The following is a 25,639-nucleotide window of genomic DNA, read 5'->3' on the forward strand; positions in this document are numbered from 1 at the left end:
CGGCCGGACCCCGGCGGGCTGACGGCCGGACCCCGGCCGGAACCCGGCCGTCAGCCCGCCGGAGTGAAGCCGCCCCAGACGGTGGCGGGGCCGCCCGTCGACTGGGCCTCGACGCGGTAGCCGTCGCCGGTGGCCGCACGCACACCGGTGGCGTGGTTGTACTGACCGGCGAACTGGTGCTCTCCGGGCGGCACCGTGCGGCCCGGCTTGAGGACCCAGCGGTAGACCAGTGCACCCCCGGCCTCCTGGACGGTGACGGTGAAGTCGTCGGCCGGCAGGGTCCGCCAGTTGCCGGTGTCCCGCACGCCGCCGGTCTGCGCGACGCGCAGTTCCACGGTGAGCGAGGTGAGCGGCTGGCTGGTCCTGAGGACGAGGTCGCTCTCGCTCCAGTAGGCGTTGCTGTGTGAGCCGATCGATCCCGCCGACCACAGCGGGCCGTTCTGGGTCCGGGAGCCGGCCGAGGCCGAGGGGGTCGGGTGCGGGCTCGTCGGCGTGACGGCGGCCGGGGCGGGAGCGGTGGCGGGGGCGGTGGCGGCCGGGGGGGCCGGCCGGGTCGGAGTCGGGGTGACGACGGGGGATGGGGGCGCCGGAGCGGTCGTGGCTTCCGAGGGCGGCGGGGCCTGGGTGATCCCTGCCATGGCGAGACCACCGGTGGCCAGGATGCCGGCGGCGGCCAGTCCGGCGATCGCGGCCCGGGGCCAGGACCTCAGGCCCGACCGCGTGCGGTGACGGGGGGCGGGACCGGCTGCGCCGCGCTGCACTCGGGCCAGCATCCTCGCGCGGTCGGGCTGGTGGGCCCCGGCCGCCTCGCGCAGCTGCCGGGAGATGTGCTCGTTCACCGGTTCCTCCTTCCTGCCGTCAGTTCGCCGACCGCTCGTGCGCCGAGCAGCTGTTCCAACTCGGCCATCGCCTTCGAGGTCTGGCTCTTCACCGTACCGACCGATATCCCCAGGGCTGCGGCGGTGTCCTTCTCGGAGAGGTCGAAGGCGTGTCGCATGACCACGCAGGCCCGCTTGCGGAACGGCAGCCTGGCGAGTGCCGCGCGGACGTCCAGCACGGCCGCGACGTCGGGCCCCGAAGTCCTCTCGGGGCTGCGGGACCAGAACAGCAGGACCCGCCGGCGCTCGCGGACCGCGCTGCGGATCCGCTCCCGGGCCATGTTCGCGACCACCCCGCGCGCATAGGCCACCGGGTGGTCGGCTGCGCGGAGCCGATCCCAGCGTTGCCACAGGGCGACCAGGGCGTCCGCTGCGAGGTCGTCGGCCGCGTCCGTCTCACCGGTCAGGAGATGGGCGAGACGGGCGAGTTCGGCGTAGTGGCGTTCGAAGAAGTCGTGGAATTCCGCGGACGCGTCATCGAGGAGCATGTTCCCCGGTCGCCCTCTCCCTGCAATGTGAGCGTTAACAAGAGGCATGAGCCTAGCAGTGCCCTCCTTGGGGGTGGAGTGGTGGTCGCCCCCGCCGGGGGCCGTCACCCGCCGACGGGCGAGCCGCGCGCTCAATGCCGGGCGAACTGGACGCGGGTCGACTGCACGACGTCCGGCCGCAACGCGATTCCGTCGACGGTCAGTTGCTCGCCGTAGATGTCGGTGACCCTGATCGGGCCGCCGCACCCGCCGCCGTCGGGGGAGAGGAAGTAGTTGTAGTCGGTGCGGGTCAACTGCCGCCAGCCACCGGCGGTCCGGACCTCGAGCGCCGCCACCGGGTTCCGGTGCCCGATGACCTGGATCCCGCACCACCACTGGCTGGATCCGGTCTTGTACCGGACGGACATGCCGTCCGGCTCGCCGGGGCTCAACAGAGTCCAGGTGATCGGCAGGCGGCCCACCGAGAGGTCGGCGAGCTTGGCGAAGGCCTCGTGGCTGAGGTCGAGCTGACCAGGAGCACAGGGCAGCGGGCACTCGTTGACGATCCGCACCGTGACGCTCGCCCCGTTGGCGGTGCGGACCCGCACGTACGCCCCGCACGCCCTGGACGTCTCGTAGTCGGTGTGGTTCATGGCCGCGATCATGAGATCGCCGGAGGGGCCGAACGAGCAGGCGCCGTTGCCGTCGGCCGCGTCGTACGAGGTCGCCACGCCCTGGTAGCTCGTCCCGGGCTCGATCCGCCCGGCCTGCGCCGCCGCGGCGGCCGCCGTACGCGCGCTGCCGGCCGCCGAGGGCGACGGCGTCGCGGTGGCGGAGGGCTTCGAGGCGACGGACGGCTTCGAGGTGGCCGGAGCCGAGGGCGACGCCGTGCCGGTGGACGGCGTCGGCGACGGCGACGGCGCGGTGGGCGACGGCGGCACGGCCGAGGGCGTGGCACCGTCCGGACCGTCGGCGGTGGTGGGCATGCTCTGCGCGGTGGCTCCGGCGGCCGCGCCGGCGGGCTGCCCGGAACCGGCCCCGCTGACTCCGGTGAGCCCGAGTGCCACGCACACCAGCAGCCCGACGGCCACCAGCGCCAACGGACCACCCATGCCCAGCCCTCGCCCGCGCCGCGCCCTCGGGACGGCGTGCTTCGTTGCCCTCATGCCCATCCAATTCGGTAGATCGAGTCGACCTTGCACCGGTCAGTGGCCGCCGGGGGCGGAAAGGTTGCCGCTCGGGCGCCGGTTTCTCCGCGGCCTTCCAGGGCCGCCCCCGGGGCGGACGGCGCGGCCCTGCCGTCCGCCCCGGACCGCCAGGGTCAGGACGGGGCGCCGTAGCGGCAGAAGGTTGCCGTCCACCGGAAGACATCGGGGAACCGCTCCGCGCGGTGGGAACGCGGAAGGGCGGGCGCGGTGCCGCGGCACCACGCCCGCCCTTCCGCGGGCCGGATCAGGAACCGGCCCGGCGCTTGTTGTAGACGTCGAAGCCCACGGCCGCGAGCAGCACCAGGCCCTTGATCACCTGCTGGTAGTCGGTGCCGACGCCGACCAGCGACATGCCGTTGTTCAGGACGCCGAGCACCAGGCCGCCGATGATGGCGCCCAGGACCGTGCCCACGCCGCCGCTCGCGGAGGCGCCGCCGATGAACGCGGCGGCGATCGCCTCCAGCTCGAAGTTGATGCCCGCCTGCGGGGTCCCGGCGTTGAGCCGCGCGGCGAAGACGAGCCCGGCCAGCGCCGCGAGCACGCCCATGTTGGTGAAGGCCAGGAAGACGACCCGCTTGCTCTTCACCCCGGACAGCTTGGCCGCCGCCTCGTTGCCGCCGATGGCGTAGGTGTGCCGACCGATGATCGAGTTGCGCATCAGGTAGCCGAAGCCGACCAGCAGGGCACCGAGGATCAGCAGGACGATCGGCACGCCGTGGTAGCTGGCGAGCAGCAGGGTGAAGACGACCACGGCCGCCGTGATCACCGCGAGCTTGGCCAGGAACAGCCCGAGCGGCAGCACCTCCAGGCCGTACGAGGCGGTCTGCCGCCGACCGCGCAGCTCCTGGAGGACCGCGACGACCAGCACCGCGAGACCGAGCAGCAGGGTCAGGTTGTGGTAGTCGGTGTGCGGGCCCACCTCGGGGAGGAAGCCGCTGCTGATGCTCTGGAAGCCCTTGGGGAACGGTGCCACCGACTGGCCCTGCAACAGGATCTGGGTGCCCCCGCGGAACAGCAGCATGCCCGCCAGGGTGACGATGAACGACGGGATCCCGAGGTAGGCGATCCAGAAGCCCTGCCAGGCACCGGCGAGGGCGCCGATCACCAGCGCGACCAGCATCGCCACGGGCCACGGCATGTGGTGCTCGACCATCATCACCGCGGCGGCGGCTCCGACGAAGGCCGCCAGCGAGCCGACCGAGAGGTCGATGTGCCCGGCGATGATGACGATCATCATCCCGATCGCCAGGATGAGGATGTAGCCGTTCTGCTGGATCAGGTTGGTGATGTTGAGCGGCTGGAGCAGGATGCCGTCCGTCCAGATCTGGAACAGCAGCACGATCAGCGCGAGTGCGACCAGCATGCCGTACTGGCGCACGTTGCCGCGCAGCGCGCGGGCAAGCACGGAGCCGACGGACGGACTCGGGTCGGACTCGGCGCCGTTCCGGGCGGAGTCCGCGATGATCTCGGTCTGGGCCATACCTACACCTGCTCGTTGCTGGATGCCGTGCTCATGGTCATGAGCCGCATGAGGGATTCCTGGGTGGCGTCGGCGCGGGCGACCTCGCCGGTGATCCGGCCTTCGGCCATGGTGTAGATCCGGTCGCACAGGCCCAGGAGTTCGGGGAGTTCCGAAGAGATGACGAGCACGGCCTTGCCCTGGGCGGCCAGCTCGGCGATGACGGTGTAGATCTCCGCCTTGGCGCCGATGTCGATGCCCCGGGTGGGCTCGTCGAGGATCAGCACCTCCGGCTCGGCGAAGATCCACTTGCTGAGGACGACCTTCTGCTGGTTCCCGCCGCTGAGCGTGCCGGTCCGGGTGAACACCGTCGGGGCCTTGATGTTCATGGTCCGCCGGAACGATTCGGCGACTCTGCTCTCCTCGTGCCGGTCGACCCGGCCGTACCGGGCGACCTTGCCGAGCGCGCTCAGCGAGATGTTCCGGCTGATGTCGTCGATCAGGTTGAGACCGAAGTGCTTGCGGTCCTCGGTGACGTACGCGATGCCGTGCCGGATGGCCTCGGGCACCGTCCGGGTGCGGACCTCCCGGCCGTGCAGCAGCACCCGGCCACCGCTCCAACGCCCGTACGAGCGGCCGAAGACGCTCATCGCGAGTTCCGTGCGGCCGGCGCCCATCAGGCCGGCGATCCCGACGATCTCACCGCGACGCACGTTCAGCGAGGCGCCGTCGACCACCGTGCGCTGCTGGTCGATCGGGTGGCGGACGGTCCAGTCCCGGACCTCGAAGGCGACCTCGCCGATGTCGGGGGTGCGGTCGGGATAGCGGTGTTCGAGGTCGCGGCCGACCATGCCGCGGATGATCCGGTCCTCGGAGATGCCCTCGGGACCGATCGCGATGGTCTCGATGGTCTGGCCGTCGCGCAGAATGGTGACGGCGTCGGCGACCCGGGCGATCTCGTTCAGCTTGTGCGAGATGATGATGCAGGAGATGCCCTGCGCCTTGAGCTCCAGGATCAGGTCGAGGAGCTTGCGGCTGTCCTCGTCGTTGAGCGCGGCGGTCGGCTCGTCCAGGATGAGCAGTTTGACCTTCTTGGCCAACGCCTTGGCGATCTCGACCAGTTGCTGCTTGCCCACGCCGAGGTCGGCGATCCTGGTCTGCGGGCTCTCCTCCAGGCCGACCTGCCGGAGCAGTTCGGCGGCGTGGGTGAGCGTCCGGTGCCAGCTGATCACGCCGCGGGTCGCGTGTTCGTTGCCCAGGAAGATGTTCTCGGCGACGGACAGGTACGGCACCAGGGCGAGCTCCTGGTGGATGATGACGATTCCGCGCTGCTCGCTGGCCCGGATGTCCTTGAACCGGCAGGGCTCGCCCTCGAAGAGGATCTCGCCCTCGTAGCTGCCGTGCGGGTAGACCCCGCTGAGCACCTTCATCAGGGTGGACTTGCCGGCGCCGTTCTCACCGCAGACGGCGTGCACCTCGCCGGCGGCCACGGTCAGGTTGACCTCGGAGAGCGCCTTGACGCCGGGGAACGACTTGCTGATCGACCGCATTTCGAGAACGGGTCCAGCCATGGTTGTGCGTCCGTATCGTTCGGGGCGGTGCGGCGCGGGCAGGTCTTCCGGGCGTCGCACCGCCGGTTCGGCGCGGGGCCCGGCCGACCGGGCCCCGCGGGCTACTTGAGCTGGTCCGCGGTGTACTGGCCGCTGTCGACCAGGATCTTCTGGTAGTTGTCCTTGTCGACGCTGACCGGCTGGAGCAGCTCGGCCGGGACGACCTTCGCGCCGTTGTTGTACTGGGTGGTGTCGTTGACCTCGGGCTTGCCGCCGGTCAGCAGCGCGTCGCCCATCTGGACGGCGACCTTCGACAGTTGGCGGGTGTCCTTGTAGACCGTCTCGGTCTGCTCGCCCGCGATGATCGACTTGACCGAGGCCAGCTCGGCGTCCTGGCCCGTGACGATCGGCAGGGACTTCGCGGTGCCGTAGCCCACGCCCTTCAGCGAGGAGAGGATGCCGATCGAGATGCCGTCGTACGGCGACAGCACGGCGTCGACGTGCGCGGTGGTGTAGGCCTTGCTCAGCAGGTTGTCCATCCGGGACTGGGCGACACCGCCGTCCCAGCGCAGCGTGGCGACCTGGTTGAAGTCGGTCTGCCCGCTCTGCACGACCAGCTTCTTCTGGTCGATGTACGGCTTGAGCACGCTCATGGCGCCGTTGAAGAAGAACGTCGCGTTGTTGTCGTCCGGCGAGCCGGCGAAGAGCTCGATGTTGAACGGTCCCTTGCCGTCCTTGAGACCGAGCTTGTCGACGATGTACCCGCCCTGGAGGACGCCGACCTTGTAGTTGTCGAAGGTCGCGTAGTAGTCGACGTTCTGGGTTCCCTTGATCAGTCGGTCGTACGAGATGACCGGAATGTGCGCATCGGCGGCCTTCTGCAGCACGTTGGTGAGGGAGGAGCCGTCGATGGCGGCGATCACCAGCAGCTTGGCGCCCTTGGTGATCATGTTCTCCACCTGGGAGACCTGGTTCTCCACCACGTTGTCGCCGTACTGCAGGTCGGTCTTGTAACCCTTGGCCTGGAAGTCCTTGACCATGTTGTTGCCGTCGTCGATCCAGCGGGCCGACGACTTGGTCGGCATCGCGATGCCGATGAGCCCACCCTTGGCGTCGCCCTTGGCCGCCCCGTCGCCGGCTCCGTTGGCGCTCTGCCCGCAGGCCGCCAACGAGAGCGTCAGGCCCACCGCGACGAGGCCCGCTGAAAGCTTCCGCACAGTTCCTCCAGTGAATGGTGTTCCGCGACCGCGCAGAGCGACCCTGATGGGGGCGCCGGGGGCGGTCGAGCGGGGCCGGCCGGAGCGGTCCCTCGCGCTGTGGAACGTCGGGGCTGTGTTAGCTCTGGCCTGGCGTGACTTGAAGTGTTAACGCTAACAACCGCGCCGTCAAGGGGCGTTAGATCACCGTTGGGTCGCGGCGCCGGGACGGCTCGGCTGCCCCCGGCGGCACGCGGGCACGGCGAGGGCCACGCCGGACCACGGCGAGGGCCCCGCCGGACCACGGCGGGAGCCTCGCCAGCGAGTTCGGCTGGCGTGACGGGGAGGCGGGTTCAGGACCTCCGCGCCACGTGCCGGGCGCGCAGCCGGTCGGCCGTGATGGCCAAACCCAGGACGCAACCGAGCACGATGTTGGTGTAGTCGGAGTTGACCTGAAGGGTGGTCAGTCCGTTGTTGATCAGCTCCAGCAGGACGGCGCCGGCCACGATCCCCAGGACGCGGCCCTGCCCCCCGGTCAAGCTGACCCCGCCGATGACCGCGGCCGCGATCGCCGTGAGTTCCCAGCCGACGCCGACCCCGCTGGCGGAGCCGACTCCCATCCGGCCCAGCACGAGCATGCCGGCGAAGGCGGACATCAGCGAGGAGGTCACGTACATGGACACCACCCGCCGGTCGCCGCGGATGCCGGCCAGCCGGGCCGCCTCGGGATTCCCGCCGACCGCGTAGACCTGCCGCCCGGCGTAGGTGCGTTCCAGGAAGAACCACGCGGCGAAGGCCACCACGGCGAACAGCACCAGCGGCACCGGGACCTGGGCGAGGTAACTCTGGCCGATGTCGCCGAAGAACGGCGAGATGCCGATGATCGAGGTGCCGGAGGTGATCGCCAGGGTCACGCCCTGCGCCACGGTGTAGGTGACCAGGGTGACGACGAACGGTGGCATCCGCAGACGGGTGACGGCCAGTCCGTGGACCAGGCCGACCAGTCCCGCGACCGCCAGTGTGGCCGGCACCGCGAGGCCGACGGGCAGTCCGGCCCGCACGTTGAACCAGGACATCAGGATCACGCTGGTGCCCAGCAGGGCCCCCACCGACAGGTCGATGCCGCCGGTCAGGATGACCAGCGACTCGCCGATCGCGATCAGCCCGTACTGCGCCAGATCGGCGCCCATGCCCTGGAGGTTGACCGCGCTCGCGAAGGTGTCCCGGGCCAGTGCGAGCGTCGCGAAGACGACGAAGCAGGCCAGGACCACGCCCACCTCGGGTGTGTCGACCAGCGTGCGCAGTCGGCTCCGGCTCGGTGCCCCGGCCTTCTCCGGGGCGGGTGCGGTCCGGGTGGTCATACGGTCGCCTCCGTGCTCGCCGCCGGCTCCGGCCGGCTGGTGGCCGCTGTCATGATCCGTTCCTTGCTGAAGAGTTCGCGTGGCAGGTCGGCGACGACCCGCCCGTGGGCCATGACGAGGATCCGGTGGCAGACCCACAGCAGTTCCTCCAACTCGGAGGAGGCGGCCAGGACGGCCAGACCGTCCGCCGCGGCCCGGTCGACGAGCCGGTAGATCTCGGCCTTGGCACCGACGTCGACGCCACGCGTGGGTTCGTCGAGCAGCAACACCTCGGGGGCTGCGTGCAGCCACCGTCCGAACACCACCTTCTGCTGGTTGCCGCCGGACAGGTCGCCGATCGGCTGCTCCTGGCTGTGCAGCCGCACCCCCAGGTCGCCGATGATCCGGCGGGAGCGCGCACGGTCGCCGCCGGGGGTGATCACGCCGTGCCAGGAGTCGCGCCGGAGGGTGGCCAGGGTCGCGTTCCAGCGCACGGAGTGGGAGAGCAGCAGGGACTGTTCCTTGCGGTCCTCCGGCACCAGGCCGATGCCCGCGGCGACCGCGTCGGCGGGATGGCGCGGTCGGAACGGCCGACCGCCCAGCTCGACCTCGCCGCCGGTGCGGGGCTGCGCGCCCATCAGGGTGTGCAGCAGCCGGCTGCGGCCCGCGCCCATCAGACCGGCCACCCCGACGATCTCGCCGGCCCGCAGCTCCAGATCGACCGGGCCGAGCCCGTCGGCGGTCAGTCCCCGGGCGGTCAGGACCGTACGGGCCGGCGCGGGGGCACGGGATGCGGCGAGGTCGCGGGTGAGTTCGCCGCCGACCATCTCACGGATCATCCGTTCCTCGGTGGCCTCGGCCGGGGTGAGGTCCGCGACCGGCCGGCCGCCGCGCAGCACCAGTACGCGGTCGGCGACCTCCCGCACCTCGTCCAGCCGGTGGCCGATGAACAGCACCGCGCCGCCGTCCGCGGCGTGCCGCCGGGCGAGGGCGAGGACCTTGCCGGCCTCGACCGGGCCGAGCGAGGAGGTCGGCTCGTCCAGGATCAGCACCAGCGGCCGGTTGCCCCAGGCCTTGGCGATCTCGATCATCTGCCGCAGCGGGACGGGCAGTCGCTCGACCGGCAGGTCGACGTCCACGCCCTCGACGCCGACGTCGGCCAGCAGTTCGCGGGCCTCCCGGTGGGTGCCGGCCCGGTCGAAGAGGGCGCGGCGCAGCGCACCGGCGCCCTGGGCGGCCCGGGTGCGCCGGCCGAGCAGCAGGTTCTCGGCCACGCTCAGCCGGCCGACGAGTGGGAACTCCTGCGCCACCAGGCTGACGCCGAGCGCCTTCGCATGGTCGGGCCGACCGGGCTGGAGCGGGCGGTCGGCGATCAGGACCTCGCCGGAGGTGGGGGAGACGGTGCCGGCCAGCACCCCCATCAGGGTCGACTTCCCGGCGCCGTTCTCGCCCACCACGCAGGTGATCCGACCGCGCGCCAGCTCGAGTTCGGGAATGTCCAGCACGGTGACCGGCCCGTAGCTCTTGCGCACCGCGCGCAGGGCCGCGGCCGGCCGGTCGGCGGTGCGGGCGGCCGTCCCGGTCATCCGGTGATGCCGAGCTGGGTCTGCTTGGCGCGGAAGGCGCCCAGGTTGTCCGGGGTGACCACGCCGACTCCGGAGCTGAGGGTGCTGCCGTCGGACTCCAGGAACGGCTTGACGACGGCCATCGTGGCGTCCCTGCCCAACACCTTGAGCGCGGCCAGCAGGTAGGCGCCGGTGTAGCCCTGCTGGTAGGGCGACTGGACGACGGTCGCCTGGATGACGCCCTGCTGGATGAACGTCAGGGTCTGGGCGTCGCTGTCGTCGGAGATCACCTTGACCTTGCCGGCCCGGCCCGCGGCCTGCACGGCCTGTGCGGCGGAGGGGCCGTCGTAGGAGTAGACGCCGTACAGGCCGGTCACGCCCGGGTCGGTCTGGATGGCGGTCTGCGCGTTGGTGAGGGCCTTGGCCGCGTCCATGTTGTCGGCGAGCTTGTTGGACACCTTGATGTCGGTGCCCTTCAGCGCGTCCTCGAAGCCCTGGATGCGCTCGACGGCGTTGGACGCGGTCAGTGAGCCGACCAGCACCACGACCTTGCCCCGGCCGCCCAGCGCGGCCTTCATCGCCTCGCCGGCCCGCTTGCCGGCCTGGTAGTTGGGCGTGCCGAGGTAGAGCGCGGCACCGTCCTCGGCGGGCAGCGGCGAGTCGATGGCCAGCACCGGGATCCCGGCCGAGGACGCGGACTGGATCGGTGACTTGACGGCCGTCGGGTCGATCGCGGAGAGCGAGAAGGCGGAGATGGACTGGCCGCGCAGGGTCTGGAGGATGGACAGCTGCTGGTCCAGCCGGCCGTTCGCCGGGGCCTGGAAGGTGCCCTTGACGCCGAGGTCGGCAAGGCCCTTGTCGAAGCCGGCCTTGCCGGCGTTCCAGTAGTCCACGGCGACGTTGACCACCATGGCCAGGTCCAGCTGGGAGAGGTCCTTGCCCTGGAGCGCCGACTTGAGCGCGGCGTCCAGGCGGGTCAGGTTGTCGTCGTTGAACGTGATGTCGCCCTGGATCGCGGGCGCGGCGGCCGGCGAACCGCCGGTGGAGGGGCCCGGGTCGCCGGCTCCCTGCTTGCTGCAGCCGACGGCCAGGGTCAGGGCCAGGGTGACGATCGCGGCGGACGCGATGCGGGCGGCTCTGGTGGGACGGGGGAGGGGTGCGCGCATGGGGTGGTTCCTCTCGGTCGCTGCCGGTGGGTGGGGAGCTGGTGAAAGGCGCGGTGAACCGGCGCGAATGCTCGGGTGTGCCGCTGTGGAGTGTGAGCGCTCACATCCGCCAGCGTCAACCACCTTGCAGTCATGGACCTGTGGCGTACTGACGGTCAGTCACGGATGGTGGGAGGTTCCTCGCTGCGGACGTGTCGGAACCCTTGACGGGACACGGTCGGTGCGGGCACTGTCACCGGTCCAGGAACCCTCCAACCTCCCGCCCGGGCCGAAGTGTGCTGCCGCGGGCTGGATTGTTAACGCTCACTTTCCCTTGGCCGCGCTCAACCACGAGCCGGGAGACACCGGATGAGCAGGGAGACACCATGAGTGACACCCACAGCACCACCCGTGGACGGGGCGCACTGCGCCGCCTCGCCCGGGCCGGGGCGGCCCTCGCCGTCCTCGTCGGCGCCCTGGCGGGCGCCACCGCGACCAGCGGGGTGGCCCAGGCGGCCACCCAGGGGCCGTGCGACCTCTACGCCGCCGGCGGCACGCCCTGCGTGGCCGCGCACAGCACCACCCGTGCGCTCTACGGCGGGTACGGCGGGCCGCTGTACCAGGTCCGCCGCGCCTCGGACCAGGCGCTGCGGGACATCGGCGTCCTGAGCACGGGCGGCTACGCCGACGCCGCCGCCCAGGACGCCTTCTGCGCCGGCACCCACTGCGTGATCACCGTGATCTACGACCAGAGCGGCCGGAAGAACCACCTCACCCAGGCCCCCGGCGGTGGGGCCGCACCCGGCCCGGACAACCTCGCGGACGCGACCCTCGCGCCCACCACGCTGAACGGCCACCGCGCCTACGGCGTGTACGTCGCGCCGGGCACCGGCTACCGCAACAACCACACCTCCGGCGTCGCCACCGGCGACCAGCCCGAGGGGATGTACGCGATCCTCGACGGCACCCACTACAACGGCGGCTGCTGCTTCGACTACGGCAACGCCGAGACCAGCAGCAACGACACCGGCAACGGTCACATGGAGGCCGTCTACTTCGGCAACATCAAGGTCTGGGGCTACGGCAGCGGGCCCGGCCCCTGGGTGATGGCCGACCTGGAGAACGGCCTGTTCTCCGGCGTCGACACGCGCTACAACGCCAACGACCCGACGGTGAGCCACCGCTACCTGACGGCCATGGTCAAGGGCGCCCCGAACCAGTGGGCGATCCGCGCGGGCGACGCCCAGTCCGGCGGGCTGTCGACCTTCTACTCCGGTCCGCGCCCGAACGCGTCCGGCTACAACCCGATGCACAAGGAGGGGGCGATCATCCTCGGCATCGGGGGCGACAACAGCAAGAGCGCCAGCGGCACCTTCTACGAGGGCGTGATGACCTCCGGCTACCCGTCGGAGGCCACCGAGAACGCCGTCCAGGCCAACATCGTCTCGGCCGGCTACGCCAGTGCCCCGGCGGCTGCCACGGGGGCCCTGCGCGGCGCCGGTTCGGGCAAGTGCCTGGACGTTCCGAACGCCTCCACCGCACCGGGGACGCAGGCGCAGATCTACGGCTGCTCCGGAGCGGCGAACCAGACCTGGACCCGCACCGCCGACGGCCGGCTCACCGTGAACGTCGCCGGCACCACCCTGTGCCTGGACGCCTACGGCGCCGCGACGGCCGACGGGACGAAGGTGGTGACCTGGCCCTGCAACGGCGGTGCCAACCAGCAATGGCGGTTCAACTCCGACGGGAGCGTCACCGGCGTCCAGTCCGGCCGGTGCCTGGACGTCGCCGGGGCGCTCACCGCCGATGCGACGCCGGTCCAGCTGTGGAGCTGCTGGGGCGGGGACAACCAGAGGTGGGCACTCGGGTAGCTGCCGTTCCGGCCGCCCCTGGCCGCCCCGGGCCCCGGTCCCGGCTCCGCACCGCCGACGGAGTCGGGCCGGGGCCGGCGCCCGAGTCACCGGAGGGGCCGGGGCGCGGCGGCCAGGGGGCCGGCCGTGTGCGGCGAAACGACCGCGCCTGCCGTGGCGGGGGCGAACCGGAGGATGGACGTCGAGACGTGGCAGGGAAATGGATCGCCCGGGCGCGCAGGGGCCCGTACCGTCGGGGGCATGAAGCTGCTCTCCGTCAACGTGGGCAGGCCCCGGCCCAATCCGTGGAAGGGGCTCGGCGCAACGGGCATCGACAAGCGGCCCGTGGACGGCCCGGTCGCGGTCGCCGACCCCGGTCCGAAGGGCACCGGTGCGGTCGGTCTCGCGGGTGACCGCGCCTACGACGTGAAGAACCACGGCGGCGCCGATCAGGCCGTCTACGCCTATGCCCGCGAGGATCTCGACGGTTGGGAGGCCGAGCTGGGCAGGGTGCTCTCCAACGGCGTCTTCGGGGAGAACCTCACGACCGTCGGTCTCGACGTCAACGGTGCTCGGATCGGCGAACGTTGGCGCATCGGACCGGACGCGGTCCTGGAGGTGTCGTGCCCGCGGATCCCGTGCTCGACGTTCCAGGGGTGGCTGGAGCGGGAGGGCTGGGTCACGCGCTTCACCGAGGCCGCGGTGCCGGGTGCCTATCTGCGTGTGATCGCGCCGGGGGCCATCCGGGCCGGCGACCCCGTCGAGATCGTGCACCGGCCCGACCACGACGTGACCGTCGAAGTCGTCTTCCGCGCGATGACGCTCGAACCGGCCCTGCTGCCGCTACTCCTGGTCGCCGACGCGCTGCCCGAGCAGGACCGGGCACGGGTTCGGCGGCGCATGCCGAACAGCTGATCGGCTCGGCGCGGGGGGACGCGCTGCGTGCCGCACCGCTCACCCAGCGCCGTCGAGTCGCGGGCGGCGGGACGGCGGGACGGTTCGACCCGGCAATCTCCCCCACGGAGAACATGTGCGCGTTAACTTGGCGGTATTGGCACATGTCCGCGGCCCGAAGCGCTGGTAGGAAGGGAAACCGCCGGTTGGACCGTGGGCGACGGATTGGCCTGGACCTGGTCGCGTACTGTGGTCCACAACCGAGGAGGGGACTGCGAGTGGGAACCGACAGCGCCGGGACTGAACAGCGCCAGCCCGTGATGGCGGACGTGGCGAAACTGGCGGGAGTGTCCCACCAGACGGTCTCCCGGGTGCTCAACGGCGCCCCGCACGTCCGGCCCGACACCCGGGACCGGGTGCTGGCCGCCATCAGGGAACTGGACTACCGGCCCAACTCGGCAGCCCGCGCGCTGGTCACCCGCCGCTCGCAGACTCTCGGGGTGGTCAGCTTCGACTCCACCCTCTACGGCCCCGCCTCGATGCTGGACGGCATAGAGCGCGCCGCGCGCAGTGCCGGGTACTTCGTGAGCGTGACCAGCCTGCGGTCGCTGGACGGCCGTTCGGTCCAGGAGGCCGTCGACCGGCTGCGCGACCAGGGGGTGGAGGGCGTGGTGGTGATCGCGCCGCAGACCTCCTCGGTCAGCGCGGTGGCCCGGCTCTCCAGTTCGGTGCCGGTCGTCGCGGTCGGCTCGGGCGACCAGAACCGGGTGCCCATGGTGTCGGTGGCCAACCGCTCCGGCGCCGAGGAGGCCACCGGTCATCTGCTCGACCTCGGGCACCGCACGGTTCACCACGTGGCGGGGCCGGCCAACTGGCTGGAGAGCCGGGACCGCGAGGAGGGGTGGCGCCTCGCGCTGCAGGCGGCCGGAGCTCCCGTGCCGGAGGTGGAGCGCGGTGACTGGAGCGCCCGCTCGGGTTATCAGGCGGGTCTGCGGATCGCTCGACTGCCCGAGGTCACCGCCGTCTTCTGCGCGAACGATCACATGGCCCTCGGGCTGTTGCGCGCTCTGCACGAGGCCGGCCGCTCGGTCCCCGAGGGCATCAGCGTGGTGGGCTTCGACGACATCCCGGAGGCCGCGTACTTCACCCCGCCGCTGACCACCGTGCGGCAGGACTTCGCCGAACTGGGCCGCCGGGCCCTGGAGATGCTCGTCGGGGAGTTGGAGGGAGTGGCGTTCTCCGGTTCCCGTGTGGAGATCCTGCCGGAGATGGTGCTGCGGCGCAGCGTGGGCCCCGCCCCTGGGGCGTTCAGCCGGTAGGCGCCAGCCGGCGCGCGGATCAGCCGGTTTCGATGGTTCCGCCCTCGTGAAACTTTCCTTGACACCATGGTTGTGAGCGCTAACAATCACTGTGAGCGTTAACAACAAACGCCCCCTCCACTCCGCCGGCCGGGCCGCTGCATCCCGCTTCCACGTGCCCGGCCGACGGGTCCGCGTTCCGCCGCCTCCGAGGGTGGGGTGGCGGAATGAAGTCTGTCGCCGGTGCGGTCCGCCCTGCCCCGGTCGAAGACCGCACCGGCGACAGACCGAAGTCTCGGCAGAACGCACGCCCAGGTGACGGGCGACCAACTCAGCCCTCCCGTACGAAGGATGACGAAGTGATCGTGCCCCCTGCCGCCCACGACGCCGACCGGTACGTCATCGGTGTCGACTTCGGCACCCTCTCCGGCCGCGCAGTGGCGGTCCGGGTCCGGGACGGCGAGGAGATGGGCACCGCCGTCCACGACTACCCGCACGCCGTGATCGAGCGCGAGCTGCCCGGCACCGGCCGGCTGCTCCCGCCCGACTGGGCGCTCCAGCACCCGGCGGACTGGCGCGAGGTGCTGCGTACCGCCGTCCCGGCCGCGATCGCCGCCTCCGGCGTCGACCCCGCCCAGGTCATCGGCATCGCCACCGACTTCACCGCCTGCACCGTCCTGCCCGTGCTCGCCGACGGCACCCCGCTGGCCGAGACCGCCGCCTGGTCGGCCCGGCCGCACGCCTGGCCGAAGCTCTGGAAGCACCACGCGGCACAGCCCCAGGCCGACCGGATCAACGCGCTGGCCCATGCCCGCGGTGAGAAGTGGATCTCCCGGTACGGCGGCAGGATCTCCGCCGAGTGGCAGTACGCCAAGGCGCTGCAGGTACTGGAGGAGGACCCGGCGGTCTACGCCGCCTGCGCGCGCTGGATCGAGGCCGCCGACTGGATCGTCTGGCAGCTCACCGGCGCCGAGAGCCGCAACACCTGCACCGCCGGCTACAAGGGCATCCACCAGGACGGGAGTTACCCGAGCGAGGACTACCTCGCCGCGCTCCACCCGGAGTTCGCGGACTTCGCCCGCACCCGCCTGGAGCACCCGCTCTCCCCGCTGGGCACCCGGGTCGGCGTGCTCACCGCGCAGGCGGCGGAGTGGACCGGCCTGCCCGTCGGCACCGCCGTCGCCGCCGGCAACGTCGACGCCCACGTGGCCGCGCCGGCCGCCCGGGCCGTCGACGACGGCCGGCTCCTCGCCATCATGGGTACCTCCACCTGCCACGTGGTCAACGGCGCCACCCTCGCCGACGTCCCCGGCATCTGCGGCGTGGTCGAGAACGGCATCGTCACCGGCTCCTACGGCTACGAGGCCGGACAGAGCGCCGTCGGCGACATCTTCGCCTGGTGGCTGCGCCAGGGGGTGCCCGCCGAGTACCTGGCCGAGGCCGAGGCGAACGGCGAGGACCTCCACCAGCTCCTCACCCGCAAGGCCGCCGGCCAACCCGTCGGCGCCCACGGCCTGGTGGCGCTCGACTGGATGAACGGCAACCGCTCCACCCTGGTCGACCACCACCTGTCCGGGGTGATCGTCGGCCTCACCCTGGCCACCCGGCCCGAGGAGATCTACCGGGCCCTGCTGGAGGCCACCGCCTTCGGCACCCGCGTCATCGTCGAGGCCCTGGAGCAGGGCGGGGTCCCGATCACCGAGTTCATCGTCACCGGCGGCCTCAAGAAGAACGCCCTGCTGATGCAGATCTACGCCGACGTGCTGCGCCGCCCGGTCTCGGTCGCCGAGTCCGAGCAGGGCCCGGCGCTCGGCTCGGCGATCCACGCGGCCGTCGCCGCCGGAGCGTACCCGGACGTCCGGACCGCGTCAGCAGCCATGGGCCGGGTACGGCAGGGCGCCCACCGACCCGACGGGGCAGCCGCCGACACGTACGACCGGCTCTTCGCCGAGTACCGCGCCCTGCACGACCACTTCGGCCTCGGCGCCGACAAGCTGCTGCACCGCCTGCGCGACATCCGCAACGCCGCCCTCACCACACCGAGCGAGGCTCCGTGAACGCAACCATCGACCGCATCCGCCGCCAGGTCAGCGACCTCCACCAGGAACTGGTCCGCTACAACCTGGTGGTCTGGACGGCCGGCAACGTCTCCGCCCGCGTCCCCGGCGAGGATCTGCTGGTCATCAAGCCCAGCGGCGTCCCCTACGACGAGCTGACGCCCGCGAACATGATCGTCTGCGACCTCGACGGCAACGTGGTCGAGGGAGAGCACGCGCCGTCCTCCGACACCGCCGCGCACGCCTACGTCTACCGCCACCTGCCCGAGGTCGGCGGGGTGGTCCACACCCACTCCACCTACTCCTGCGCCTGGGCGGCCCGCGGCGAGGCCGTGCCCTGCGTACTGACCGCGATGGCCGACGAGTTCGGCGCGGAGATCCCGGTCGGTCCGTTCGCCCTGATCGGCGACGACTCGATCGGCCGAGGCATCGTGGACACCCTCCGGGGCCACCGCTCGCCCGCCGTCCTGATGCAGAACCACGGCGTCTTCACCATCGGCAAGGACGCCGAGGCCGCCGTCAAGGCCGCCGTGATGTGCGAGGACGTGGCGCGCACCGTCCACCTCTCCCGTCAGCTCGGCGAGCCCCTGCCGATCGCCCAGGCGGACATCGACAGTCTCAACCACCGCTACCAGAACGTCTACGGCCAGCCCCAGGCCCGGTAAGGAGCCCCCCGTGAAGAAGCCACTGGACGGACGCCAGGTCTGGTTCCTGACCGGCAGCCAAGGGCTCTACGGCGAGCAGACGCTGCGCCAGGTCGCCGAGCAGTCCCAGCGGATCGCCGCAGCCCTGGACGGCGACCCGGCGATGCCCGTCGAGGTGGTCTGGAAGCCCGTCCTCACCGACGCGAGCGCCATCCGCCGGATCTGCCTGGAGGCCAACTCCGCGGACGACTGCATCGGCCTGATCGCCTGGATGCACACCTTCTCCCCGGCCAAGATGTGGATCGCCGGACTCGACGCCCTGCAGAAGCCGCTGCTCCACCTGCACACCCAGGCCAACATCGAACTGCCCTGGGACTCCATCGACATGGACTTCATGAACCTGAACCAGGCCGCCCACGGCGACCGCGAGTTCGGCTACATCCAGTCCCGCCTCGGCGTCGCCCGCAAGACCGTCGCCGGACACGTCAGCGACCCGACCGTGGCCGCCAGGGTCGCCACCTGGGCCCGCGCCGCGGCCGGCCGAGCCGAACTGCGCGGCCTCAGACTCGCCCGCTTCGGTGACAACATGCGCGACGTCGCCGTCACCGAGGGAGACAAGGTCGAGGCCCAGCGCCGGTTCGGGGTCTCCGTCAACACCTACGGCGTCAACGACCTGGTCGCCGCGGTGGACGCGGCCGACGACGGCGACGTCACCGCGCTGGTCAAGGAGTACGAGGACACCTACCGTCTCGTGCCCGAGCTGCGGGCCGGCGGCGAACGCCACGACTCGCTGCGGTACGCGGCGCGCATCGAGCTCGGCCTGCGCGGCTTCCTGGAGCAGGGCGGCTTCAAGGCCTTCACCACCAACTTCGAGGACCTCGGCGGACTGCGCCAGCTGCCCGGCCTCGCGGTGCAGCGGCTGATGGCCGACGGCTACGGCTTCGGCGGCGAGGGCGACTGGAAGACGGCGACCCTGCTGCGCACCCTCAAGGTGACGTCCGGCGGACTGGCCGGCGGCACCTCCTTCATGGAGGACTACACCTACCACCTGGAGTTCGGCCGTGAGCTGATCCTCGGCGCGCACATGCTCGAGGTCTGCCCGAGCATCGCGGCCGACACCCCCTCCTGCGAGATCCACCCGCTGTCCATCGGCGGACGGGAGGACCCGGTCCGCCTGGTCTTCGACGCCGAGCCCGGCCCGGCCGTGGTGGTCGGCCTCGCCGATCTGGGCGACCGGTTCCGGCTGGTCGCCAACGAGGTGGACGTGGTGGCGCCGCCGGCGCCGCTGCCGCACCTGCCGGTCGCCCGGGCCGTGTGGGAGCCGCGCCCGGACCTCCACACCTCCACCGAGGCCTGGCTGACGGCCGGCGGGCCGCACCACACCGTGCTCTCCCGCGCGGTCGGCGCCGAGGAGCTCGACGACCTCGCGGAGATGCTGGGGGTGGAACTCCTGCTGATCGACGAGGAGACGTCCCTGCGCCGGTTCACCAAGGAACTGCGCTGGAACCAGGCCTACCACCGCCTGGCCCAGGGCCTGTGAGCCGTCGGCCCCGGACGGACGACGCCCGCCCTCGCGGCGGGCGTCGCCCGTTCTTCCCCCGGCCCCGCGAGGAACGGAGCAACCCCGTGCCGAAGGACGCACTCGTGTCGCCGGGCGAGCTGACGGTCTCCCAGGGAGTCGCCGCGACCCTGCCGGACGGGCGGTCCGTCACCCGGTGGACCATCGCTTCGCCCTCGGGCGTGCGGGCGGAGGTGCTCAGCCTGGGCGCCCGCCTCCAGGCGCTGTACGTGCCGGACCGGGAGGGGCGGCGGGCGAACGTCGTGCTCGGCTGCGAGCGCGTCGGTGACCTGCTCGGAGAGGGCGCGTACTTCGGTGCGACGATCGGCCGCTACGCCAACCGGATCGCCCACGGAGTCCTGCCGCTCGACGGCACGACTCACCGGCTCACCACCCAGCCGACCGGCCACACCCTGCACGGCGGGAGGGACGGCTTCGCCACCCGGCTGTGGGACGGCGTACCGGTCCGGGACGGCCGGCGGGCGGGGGTCCGGCTGCGCCTGCACAGCCCGGACGGCGACCAGGGCTTCCCGGGAGCGCTCACCGTCGAGACGACCTACCTGCTCGACCCGGCCGGCCGGCTGTGCATCGGCTACCGGGCGACCACGGACGCGCCGACGGTGGTCAACCTCACCAACCACGCGTACTTCAACCTGGCCGGTGAGGGCAACGGCACGGTGCTCGACCACCTGCTGCGCGTCGAGGCCCGGGGCTACCTCCCCGTCGATGCCGAGCTGATCCCGATCGGGCCCGCCGCGCGCGTCCTGGGCACGCCCTTCGACCTGCGCGAGGAGCGGCGGATCGGGGACCGCGTCGTCGACGGGGACCAGCAGATCCGCCGGGCCGGCGCCGGCTTCGACCACAACTGGGTGCTGGACGGGAACGGGCTCCGACCGGCCGCCGTCCTGAGCCACCCGGCCAGCGGTCGGCGGGTCGAGTGCCTGACGACGGAACCCGGCCTGCAGGTGTACACGGGCAACCACTTCGACGGCACGCTGCGCGGGCCCTCCGGCCGCCCGTACGGCACGTACGCGGGCGTCGCCCTGGAGACCCAGCACTTCCCGGACTCGCCCAGCCACCCCGAGTACCCCTCCACCGTCCTGCGCCCGGGGGAGGAGTTCCGCTCGATGACGGTGTACCGCTTCTCGGCCCGGTAGGGGCTTCGGGCCGAGGGGAACGGGCGGCGCCGGAAGCGGCAGCGGGCTGCCGGGGGCGGCTCGCACCGGCAGGTCCGCGGACAGGTTGCTGAACTCGTCGTACCGGACGCGCGGACGCGCGGGAACACCGGGACACCTCGGAACGTGAGGGCCCCGGCTGCCTGGCCCGGCAGCCGGGGCGGGGAGGACGGAGGTCAGGAGGCGGTGCCGGTGACCGTGTTGCCGGACTTGGTCAGGTGGTAGGTGACGGTGTCGCCGGTCCAGAAGCGGAAGGTGAGCGTCACCGGGGCGCCGTCCTTGAGGGACTTGAGGAAGTCGGGCTTGACGGTGGTGGTGCCGGCGCCGTAGTCGGCCCGGTAGTTGTCGAAGGTCTGGTACGTGGTCCAGGAGGCCGGGCCCGCGGCGGTGCCGTCGGCGTAGGTGGACTGCACGTTGGCCATCAGGGCACCGTTGAACCGGGTGGGGATGGTGAGCCCGTCGGCCGTTCCGGTGGCGTCGGACATCACCGGCTTGTCGTAGGAGCGCACGAAGAGCTTCCAGGGGACGCCGTCGGAGTAGCGGACCTCGAGGGTCGCACTGACCCCGGCGGCGCGGTCGCCGGCGAGGCGGGTCAGGGCGTCGGCGGTCAGGGTCAGCCGGTCGCCGTCGAGGGTGTAGTCGACGTACGGGGTCAGCGGGCGGTCGCCCTGCCACAGGCCGGCGAACCAGAGGCCGTTGCGGTTGAGGGTGATGGTTTGCGCGGCGATCGGGCCGGACTCCGGCAGGAAGACGTTGTCGGTGGAGGCGGTGCCGGAACGCGTCCGCCAGGAGCTCTGGATCAGGGCCTTCATCTCGGGGACCTGCCACTGCATGGTGCCGCGGTCCAGGAAGTCGTTGGCGGCGTCCCAGACGGCGGAGGTCATGCCGTTGCGCCGCGCCTCGTAGTTGACCTGCTCGAAGTACTTCAGCATCTCGCCGCGCTCGACCACGCCGGAGTAGGGCGAGGTGAGCAGGCCGTACTCGCCGAGGTAGACGGGGATGCCCTTGGCGACGAAGGTGTCGTGCACCCGGGCGAAGCCTTCGGTCAGGTCCTTCTGGGCCGTGGCGTCGTAGGTGGTCCCGTTGGCGATGTTCACGCTGAACGGGTACCAGCTGTAGTAGTGCACGGTGGCGACCAGGTTGCGGTCCTGCAGCGAACCCATCGTGGTGGACAGGTCGTCGAGCCAGTGCTGGGCGTTGTTGGTCTCCTCCGAGGGCAGGACGAGCAGGCGGTCCCGGTTCCTGCCGCCGGAGTTGCGGACGATGTCGTGGAACGAGGTGTTGAGTTCCCGCAGGTACCGGGTCTTCTGGGCGTCGGTCGCGTTGGAGAACTGCGGTTCGTTGATGCTCTCCATGAGCAGCGTGCGCGGTTCGTCCTTGAAGACGGTGGCGATCTGCTGCCAGGTGGAGTCGAACCGGGCCACGACGTTGTCGTGGTCGGTGGACATGTTGGCGATCCACTTCCACGAGTCGTGGTGGACGTTGATCTCCACGTAGAGGCCGTCCTCCAGGGCGAGGTCGACCACCTGCTTGACCCGGTCCATCCACACCGGGTCGATGGTGTAGGGGGCAGTGTCGGACTGGTGCGGGTACCAGGTGACGGGGATCCGGACGCTCCGGAAGCCCTGGGCCCTGAGGCCGTCGAAGGTGGCCTTGGTGGTGAGCGGGTTGCCCCAGGAGGTCTCGTCGGGGATCGCGTCGAGGGTGTTGCCGAGGTTCCAGCTGGGCTGCATCCGGGCCACGGCGGCCATCGGGTTCTGCGGGACCCCGGCTCCGGCGGCCTCGGCCGCCGACGGGGGCTGCTCGGCGGGCGCGGCGATCGCCGTGCCACCGCAGAGGGCGCCGGTGGTGACCAGGGCCACCAGGAGGCCGGCGGTGCGGTGGAGGCGGCGGTTGCGGGTGCGTGCGGTCTGCTGGGCGTCCTTCACGGGGTGTGTCCCTTCGGGTGAACAGGTGGCGAAGCCCCTGAGGGGAGGTCAGGGGAGCGGGAGGGGCTCGTAGTCGAACCGGTCGAAGTGGACGGTGCCGGCCGCGGCGTACATGCCGATGACCCGGCCGGTGAATCCGCCGGCCACCTCGGTGGACAGGTAGCGCCCGTCGAGCGCGGCGAGCGCGGTGAAGGTGCCGTCGGGCTCCTCGATGCCGAGGAGGACGTCGTCAGGGCCGGTGCGCGGGCCGCGCGTCGGCCGCGGAGCGATCTCGACGCCGAGCACGACCGCTCCGGCGGGCACCGGCCGGGCGGCGACCTCGGTGCGCAGCGAGCCGATCCGGGCGAACACCTTCACCTCGCCGTCGGCCGCCTCGATCTCGTAGTGGTGCTCCTCGTCCAGGCGGACGGCCAGGCCGCCGCGGCCGTCGGTGGGGTCGATCAGGGTGCTGGCCCGGCAGGCGAGGTGCTGCTGGCGCCGGCCGACGAAGACCGCGTCGTTCTCGTCCAGCGAGGCTCCGGCGGCGCGCAGGGTCAGCCAGCCGGAACGTTCCTTCAAGGTGCACAGGCGCTCCGGGCGCGCGCGCAGCGAGATCCACTGGGGGTGCAGCTCGGCCAGGTCGAAGTCGTCCCGGGCCGGCACCGCGGGCGCGGGGTGCAGCGGCCAGGGCGGGCCGGGCAGTTCGGGGGTGACCGCGCCGACCACCGGCCAGCCGTCCACCCACTCGACCGGGGCGAGGAAGGTCTCCCGGCCGAGCACGTACCAGGCGGGGGTGCCGCCGCGCGGCCGGACGGCGAGCAGCACCATCCACCAGGAGCCGTCGGGCGCCTGGACGAGGTCGGCGTGCCCGGTGTTCTGGATGGGACTGTCGGTGCCGCGGTGGGTCAGCACCGGGTTGGCCGGGCAGGGTTCGAACGGGCCGGAGGGTGACGGCCCGCGGGCGATGGAGACGCTGTGGCCGCGCTCGGTGCCGCCCTCGGCGATCATCAGGTACCAGTACGCGCCGATCCGGTAGAGGTGCGGGGCCTCGGGGGCCGTGGAGCCGGGGGTGCCGGACCAGATGCGGTGCGGCTCGCCGAGGGTCTCGCCGGTGGCCGGGTCGATGCGCACCTGGGAGATCCCGGCGACGGTGCACCAGCAGGTGCCGTCCTCGTCCCAGACGAGGTCCGGGTCGATGCCGTGGACCCCGGGCAGCCGGACCGGGTCGGACCAGGGGCCGGCCGGGTCGGTCGCGGTGAAGATCATGTTGCCGTCGCCGCTGACGTTGGTGACGATCAGCCAGAACCGGCCGTCGTGATGGCGCAGGGTGGGGGCGTAGATCCCGCCGGAGGAGGGCGTGTCGCGCGGAAGGCGCAGCTGGCCCGGCCGGTCCAGGGCGTTGCCGATCCGCCTCCAGTTCACCAGGTCGCGGCTGTGGAAGACCGGGATGCCGGGGAAGTACTCGAAGCTGGAGCAGACGAGGTAGTAGTCGTCGCCCACGCGACAGACGCTGGGGTCGGGGTGGAAGCCGGGGATCACCGGGTTGGTGACGGTGCCGCCGGGCCGGGACTGCTCTGACACGTGGGTCGGTTCCTTTCGGTGCTTCGGCTCGGGAGGGGGGTGGTGGTGCCCCGGGCCCTGGGGAAGCCCGGGGCACCACCGGATCGGGTCCGGTTCAGCCGATGGCGCAGGAGGCGCCGTTGAACCAGAAGGCGGACGGGTCGGCGTCGCTGCTGGACCAGGCGGCCCGGAAGCCCCACTGGACGCTGCCGCCCTGCGGGACGGTGGCGTCGTAGGACACGTTCTGGGCGTTGACGCTCCGGCCGCTCTGCGACACCGAGGCGTTCCAGGTGTTGGTGATGGTGTTGTCGCCGGGGAAGGTGAAGCCGAGGGACCAGCCGTTGACCTGGCCGAGGCCGTTGTTGACGACGGTGACGTTGCCGACCATGACGCCGGACCACTCGTTCCTGTTGTAGACGACCCGGCAGGGCGCGCTGGTCGGGTGCATCTGGACGACCGTGATGCCGTAGGCGGGCACGGTCTGGACGGTCGGACTGCCGGACTGGGCCGTGCCGATCCCGTGGGCGTTCTTGAGGTAGGAGTGGACGGTCGGGGTGGCGGAGGAGGGGGTGAACCCGGTGTAGGAGAGGTTCACCGTGGCGTCGTTGTTCGGGTCCTTGTTGATCAGCATGACGTCCACGTCGCCGTTGGCGCGGCGGACGGCGTGCGCGGTGAGCAGCGAGGACGAGCTGGCGGCCTTGACGAGCGTGTCGCCGGGTGCGCCCAGCCTGCTGATCATCTGGATGCCGTAGTAGGCGGGGAAGGGCGTGTTGACGGCCGGCTCGCAGGGGGAGCCGCTGGAGACCATGCCGCCGTCGTTGTAGTCGGTGGCGCCCTCGACGGTGGTCACCTTGGTGCAGTCGGTGCCGTTGCGCAGGTCCCACCAGTCGACGTTGAACGCGCCGTTCTCCAGCCACGTGAGGTAGTTGTCCGGGGCGAACAGTCCGTTGGGGGAGGTGTCGAGGTAGGCCTGGGCGTTCGCCTCGGTCACCGCGATGCCGACGTTGGGGGCGTTGGATCCGGCGTACTGGTTGATCAGCGAGCGCACGGCGCCGGTGATGCCGGCGTTCTGGGCCTGCGGCTTGGTGAGCAGATCGGCCGGGCTGGTGCTGGTGGGGTAGGCGTGCACGATGGCGAAGTCGATCTTGGAGCCGGCGATCGACAGGACGGTGTGGTTCCAGTCCATGGTGTCGCCCGGGCCGACGATGCCGTCCGGCCAGTAGCCGGGGGTGGTCAGCACGGCGCCGATCCTGACGCTCGGGTCGGCCGCCTTCATCGCCGAGACGTACTGGAGCACGTTGTTGGCGTAGGTCGTGGCGCTCTTGCTGCTGTGGGTGTCGTACTCCCAGGTGGCGTTGTACTCGCCGTTGCCGTAGACCTCGTTGCCGATCTCCCAGTACTTGACGCCGTAGCCCTTGGTGACGTTGGCGTACTGGACCCAGGCGGCGGCCTCCTGCGGGGTGCCGGAGCCGTAGTTGGCGGTGATGATCGGTTGCGCTCCGGCGGCGCGCGCGGTGCCCATGAAGGCGTCGAAGCCGGTGTTCGGGGCGACGTACTGGCCGTTCTCGGCGGTGCCGGTCTGCCAGTGGTAGACGTCGGAGTGGCTGCCGCCGGGGTAGCGGACGGTGTTGATGCCGGCCGTGCTGAGCAGGCCGGGGGTGGCGGCGGCGTTCATGTTGGCGTCGTAGACCGGGATGTTCACGCCGACGCCGGTGGCGGGGACGGTGGCGAGTTGCAGGGCGGCGTCGACCGACACCGACACGGAGCTCGCCGCGGCCGCGGGCGGCGCGACGGCGGCGACCGCGCCGGTGACCGCGAGCGACAGGGCCGCCGCGACGGCTGCGACGCGTTCACGACAAGACTGTACGGGTGATGTCACTGCGTCCCT

19 protein-coding genes are annotated in these 25,639 nt (G+C 71.7%); 7 read left to right on the forward strand and 12 right to left on the reverse strand.

All coding sequences use genetic code 11. The features are described from left to right. Window positions 1-50: 50 nt before the first annotated feature. From BOQ63_RS40730 to BOQ63_RS40770, 9 genes are all read right to left on the reverse strand, one after another. Window positions 51-839, reverse strand: coding sequence for a hypothetical protein (locus tag BOQ63_RS40730; protein WP_454131758.1), 789 nt, complete (start codon window positions 837-839; stop codon window positions 51-53). After that, entirely contained in the window at window positions 836-1,366 is a 531-nt protein-coding gene (locus BOQ63_RS40735; protein ID WP_030279223.1) for a SigE family RNA polymerase sigma factor, read from the reverse strand. Before BOQ63_RS40735 ends, BOQ63_RS40730 begins: the two co-directional genes overlap by 4 nt. 131 nt (window positions 1,367-1,497) lie before the next feature. Continuing rightward, a complete protein-coding gene (locus tag BOQ63_RS40740; RefSeq protein ID WP_232790780.1) occupies window positions 1,498-2,457 on the reverse strand; it encodes an expansin EXLX1 family cellulose-binding protein in 960 nt (319 codons plus the stop codon). A gap of 340 nt (window positions 2,458-2,797) precedes the next feature. Further along, window positions 2,798-4,033 carry a multiple monosaccharide ABC transporter permease gene (mmsB, locus tag BOQ63_RS40745; RefSeq protein WP_030279228.1) on the reverse strand — a complete coding sequence of 412 codons (1,236 nt, stop codon included), beginning with the start codon at window positions 4,031-4,033 and terminating at the stop codon, window positions 2,798-2,800. A gap of 2 nt (window positions 4,034-4,035) precedes the next feature. Beyond that, the gene (gene mmsA, locus BOQ63_RS40750; RefSeq protein ID WP_030550341.1) at window positions 4,036-5,583 is read right to left on the reverse strand and encodes a multiple monosaccharide ABC transporter ATP-binding protein; all 1,548 of its coding nucleotides are present in this window, start codon (window positions 5,581-5,583) and stop codon (window positions 4,036-4,038) included. Window positions 5,584-5,684: 101 nt separating this feature from the next. Next, entirely contained in the window at window positions 5,685-6,779 is a 1,095-nt protein-coding gene (gene chvE / locus BOQ63_RS40755; RefSeq protein ID WP_030279232.1) for a multiple monosaccharide ABC transporter substrate-binding protein, read from the reverse strand. A 332-nt stretch (window positions 6,780-7,111) separates the two neighbouring features. Then, window positions 7,112-8,119 carry an ABC transporter permease gene (locus BOQ63_RS40760; protein WP_030279234.1) on the reverse strand — a complete coding sequence of 336 codons (1,008 nt, stop codon included), beginning with the start codon at window positions 8,117-8,119 and terminating at the stop codon, window positions 7,112-7,114. Then, window positions 8,116-9,684: a sugar ABC transporter ATP-binding protein gene (locus tag BOQ63_RS40765; protein WP_051746584.1), complete on the reverse strand. Its 1,569-nt coding sequence runs from the start codon at window positions 9,682-9,684 to the stop codon at window positions 8,116-8,118. Before BOQ63_RS40765 ends, BOQ63_RS40760 begins: the two co-directional genes overlap by 4 nt. After that, entirely contained in the window at window positions 9,681-10,829 is a 1,149-nt protein-coding gene (locus tag BOQ63_RS40770; RefSeq protein WP_030279238.1) for a substrate-binding domain-containing protein, read from the reverse strand. Before BOQ63_RS40770 ends, BOQ63_RS40765 begins: the two co-directional genes overlap by 4 nt. Window positions 10,830-11,194: 365 nt before the next feature. Between BOQ63_RS40770 and BOQ63_RS40775 the strand changes: the two genes are divergently transcribed. From BOQ63_RS40775 to BOQ63_RS40805, 7 genes are all read left to right on the forward strand, one after another. Next, complete coding sequence (locus BOQ63_RS40775) at window positions 11,195-12,679, forward strand: arabinofuranosidase catalytic domain-containing protein (RefSeq protein WP_078938855.1); 1,485 nt, start codon at window positions 11,195-11,197, stop codon at window positions 12,677-12,679. A gap of 240 nt (window positions 12,680-12,919) precedes the next feature. Beyond that, window positions 12,920-13,573: an MOSC domain-containing protein gene (locus BOQ63_RS40780; protein ID WP_030279242.1), complete on the forward strand. Its 654-nt coding sequence runs from the start codon at window positions 12,920-12,922 to the stop codon at window positions 13,571-13,573. A gap of 299 nt (window positions 13,574-13,872) precedes the next feature. Next, on the forward strand, window positions 13,873-14,871 hold the full coding sequence (locus tag BOQ63_RS40785) for a LacI family DNA-binding transcriptional regulator (protein ID WP_046386489.1): 999 nt from the start codon (window positions 13,873-13,875) through the stop codon (window positions 14,869-14,871). 206 nt (window positions 14,872-15,077) lie between these two features. Beyond that, entirely contained in the window at window positions 15,078-16,907 is a 1,830-nt protein-coding gene (locus BOQ63_RS40790) for a ribulokinase (RefSeq protein WP_079183978.1), read from the forward strand. Further along, entirely contained in the window at window positions 16,904-17,572 is a 669-nt protein-coding gene (locus BOQ63_RS40795; protein WP_072655990.1) for an L-ribulose-5-phosphate 4-epimerase, read from the forward strand. The genes BOQ63_RS40790 and BOQ63_RS40795 overlap by 4 nt, the downstream gene beginning before the upstream one ends. A gap of 10 nt (window positions 17,573-17,582) precedes the next feature. After that, a complete protein-coding gene (araA, locus tag BOQ63_RS40800; protein ID WP_030279255.1) occupies window positions 17,583-19,091 on the forward strand; it encodes an L-arabinose isomerase in 1,509 nt (502 codons plus the stop codon). A gap of 86 nt (window positions 19,092-19,177) precedes the next feature. Next, window positions 19,178-20,266 carry an aldose epimerase family protein gene (locus tag BOQ63_RS40805; RefSeq protein ID WP_499504835.1) on the forward strand — a complete coding sequence of 363 codons (1,089 nt, stop codon included), beginning with the start codon at window positions 19,178-19,180 and terminating at the stop codon, window positions 20,264-20,266. A 194-nt stretch (window positions 20,267-20,460) separates the two neighbouring features. On the opposite strand, the gene BOQ63_RS40810 is transcribed toward BOQ63_RS40805, so the two are convergent. The 3 genes from BOQ63_RS40810 to BOQ63_RS40820 form a co-directional block, all read right to left on the reverse strand. Continuing rightward, the gene (locus BOQ63_RS40810; RefSeq protein WP_072655991.1) at window positions 20,461-22,212 is read right to left on the reverse strand and encodes a cellulase family glycosylhydrolase; all 1,752 of its coding nucleotides are present in this window, start codon (window positions 22,210-22,212) and stop codon (window positions 20,461-20,463) included. A 48-nt stretch (window positions 22,213-22,260) separates the two neighbouring features. Then, on the reverse strand, window positions 22,261-23,772 hold the full coding sequence (locus BOQ63_RS40815) for a glycoside hydrolase family 43 protein (RefSeq protein ID WP_072655992.1): 1,512 nt from the start codon (window positions 23,770-23,772) through the stop codon (window positions 22,261-22,263). Between the two features lie 94 nt (window positions 23,773-23,866). Continuing rightward, the gene (locus BOQ63_RS40820; protein WP_454131651.1) at window positions 23,867-25,630 is read right to left on the reverse strand and encodes a cellulose binding domain-containing protein; all 1,764 of its coding nucleotides are present in this window, start codon (window positions 25,628-25,630) and stop codon (window positions 23,867-23,869) included. Between the last annotated feature and the right edge of the window lie 9 nt (window positions 25,631-25,639).

Source organism: Streptomyces viridifaciens (assembly GCF_001888885.2).
In the GTDB taxonomy this organism is placed as follows: domain Bacteria; phylum Actinomycetota; class Actinomycetes; order Streptomycetales; family Streptomycetaceae; genus Kitasatospora; species Kitasatospora aureofaciens.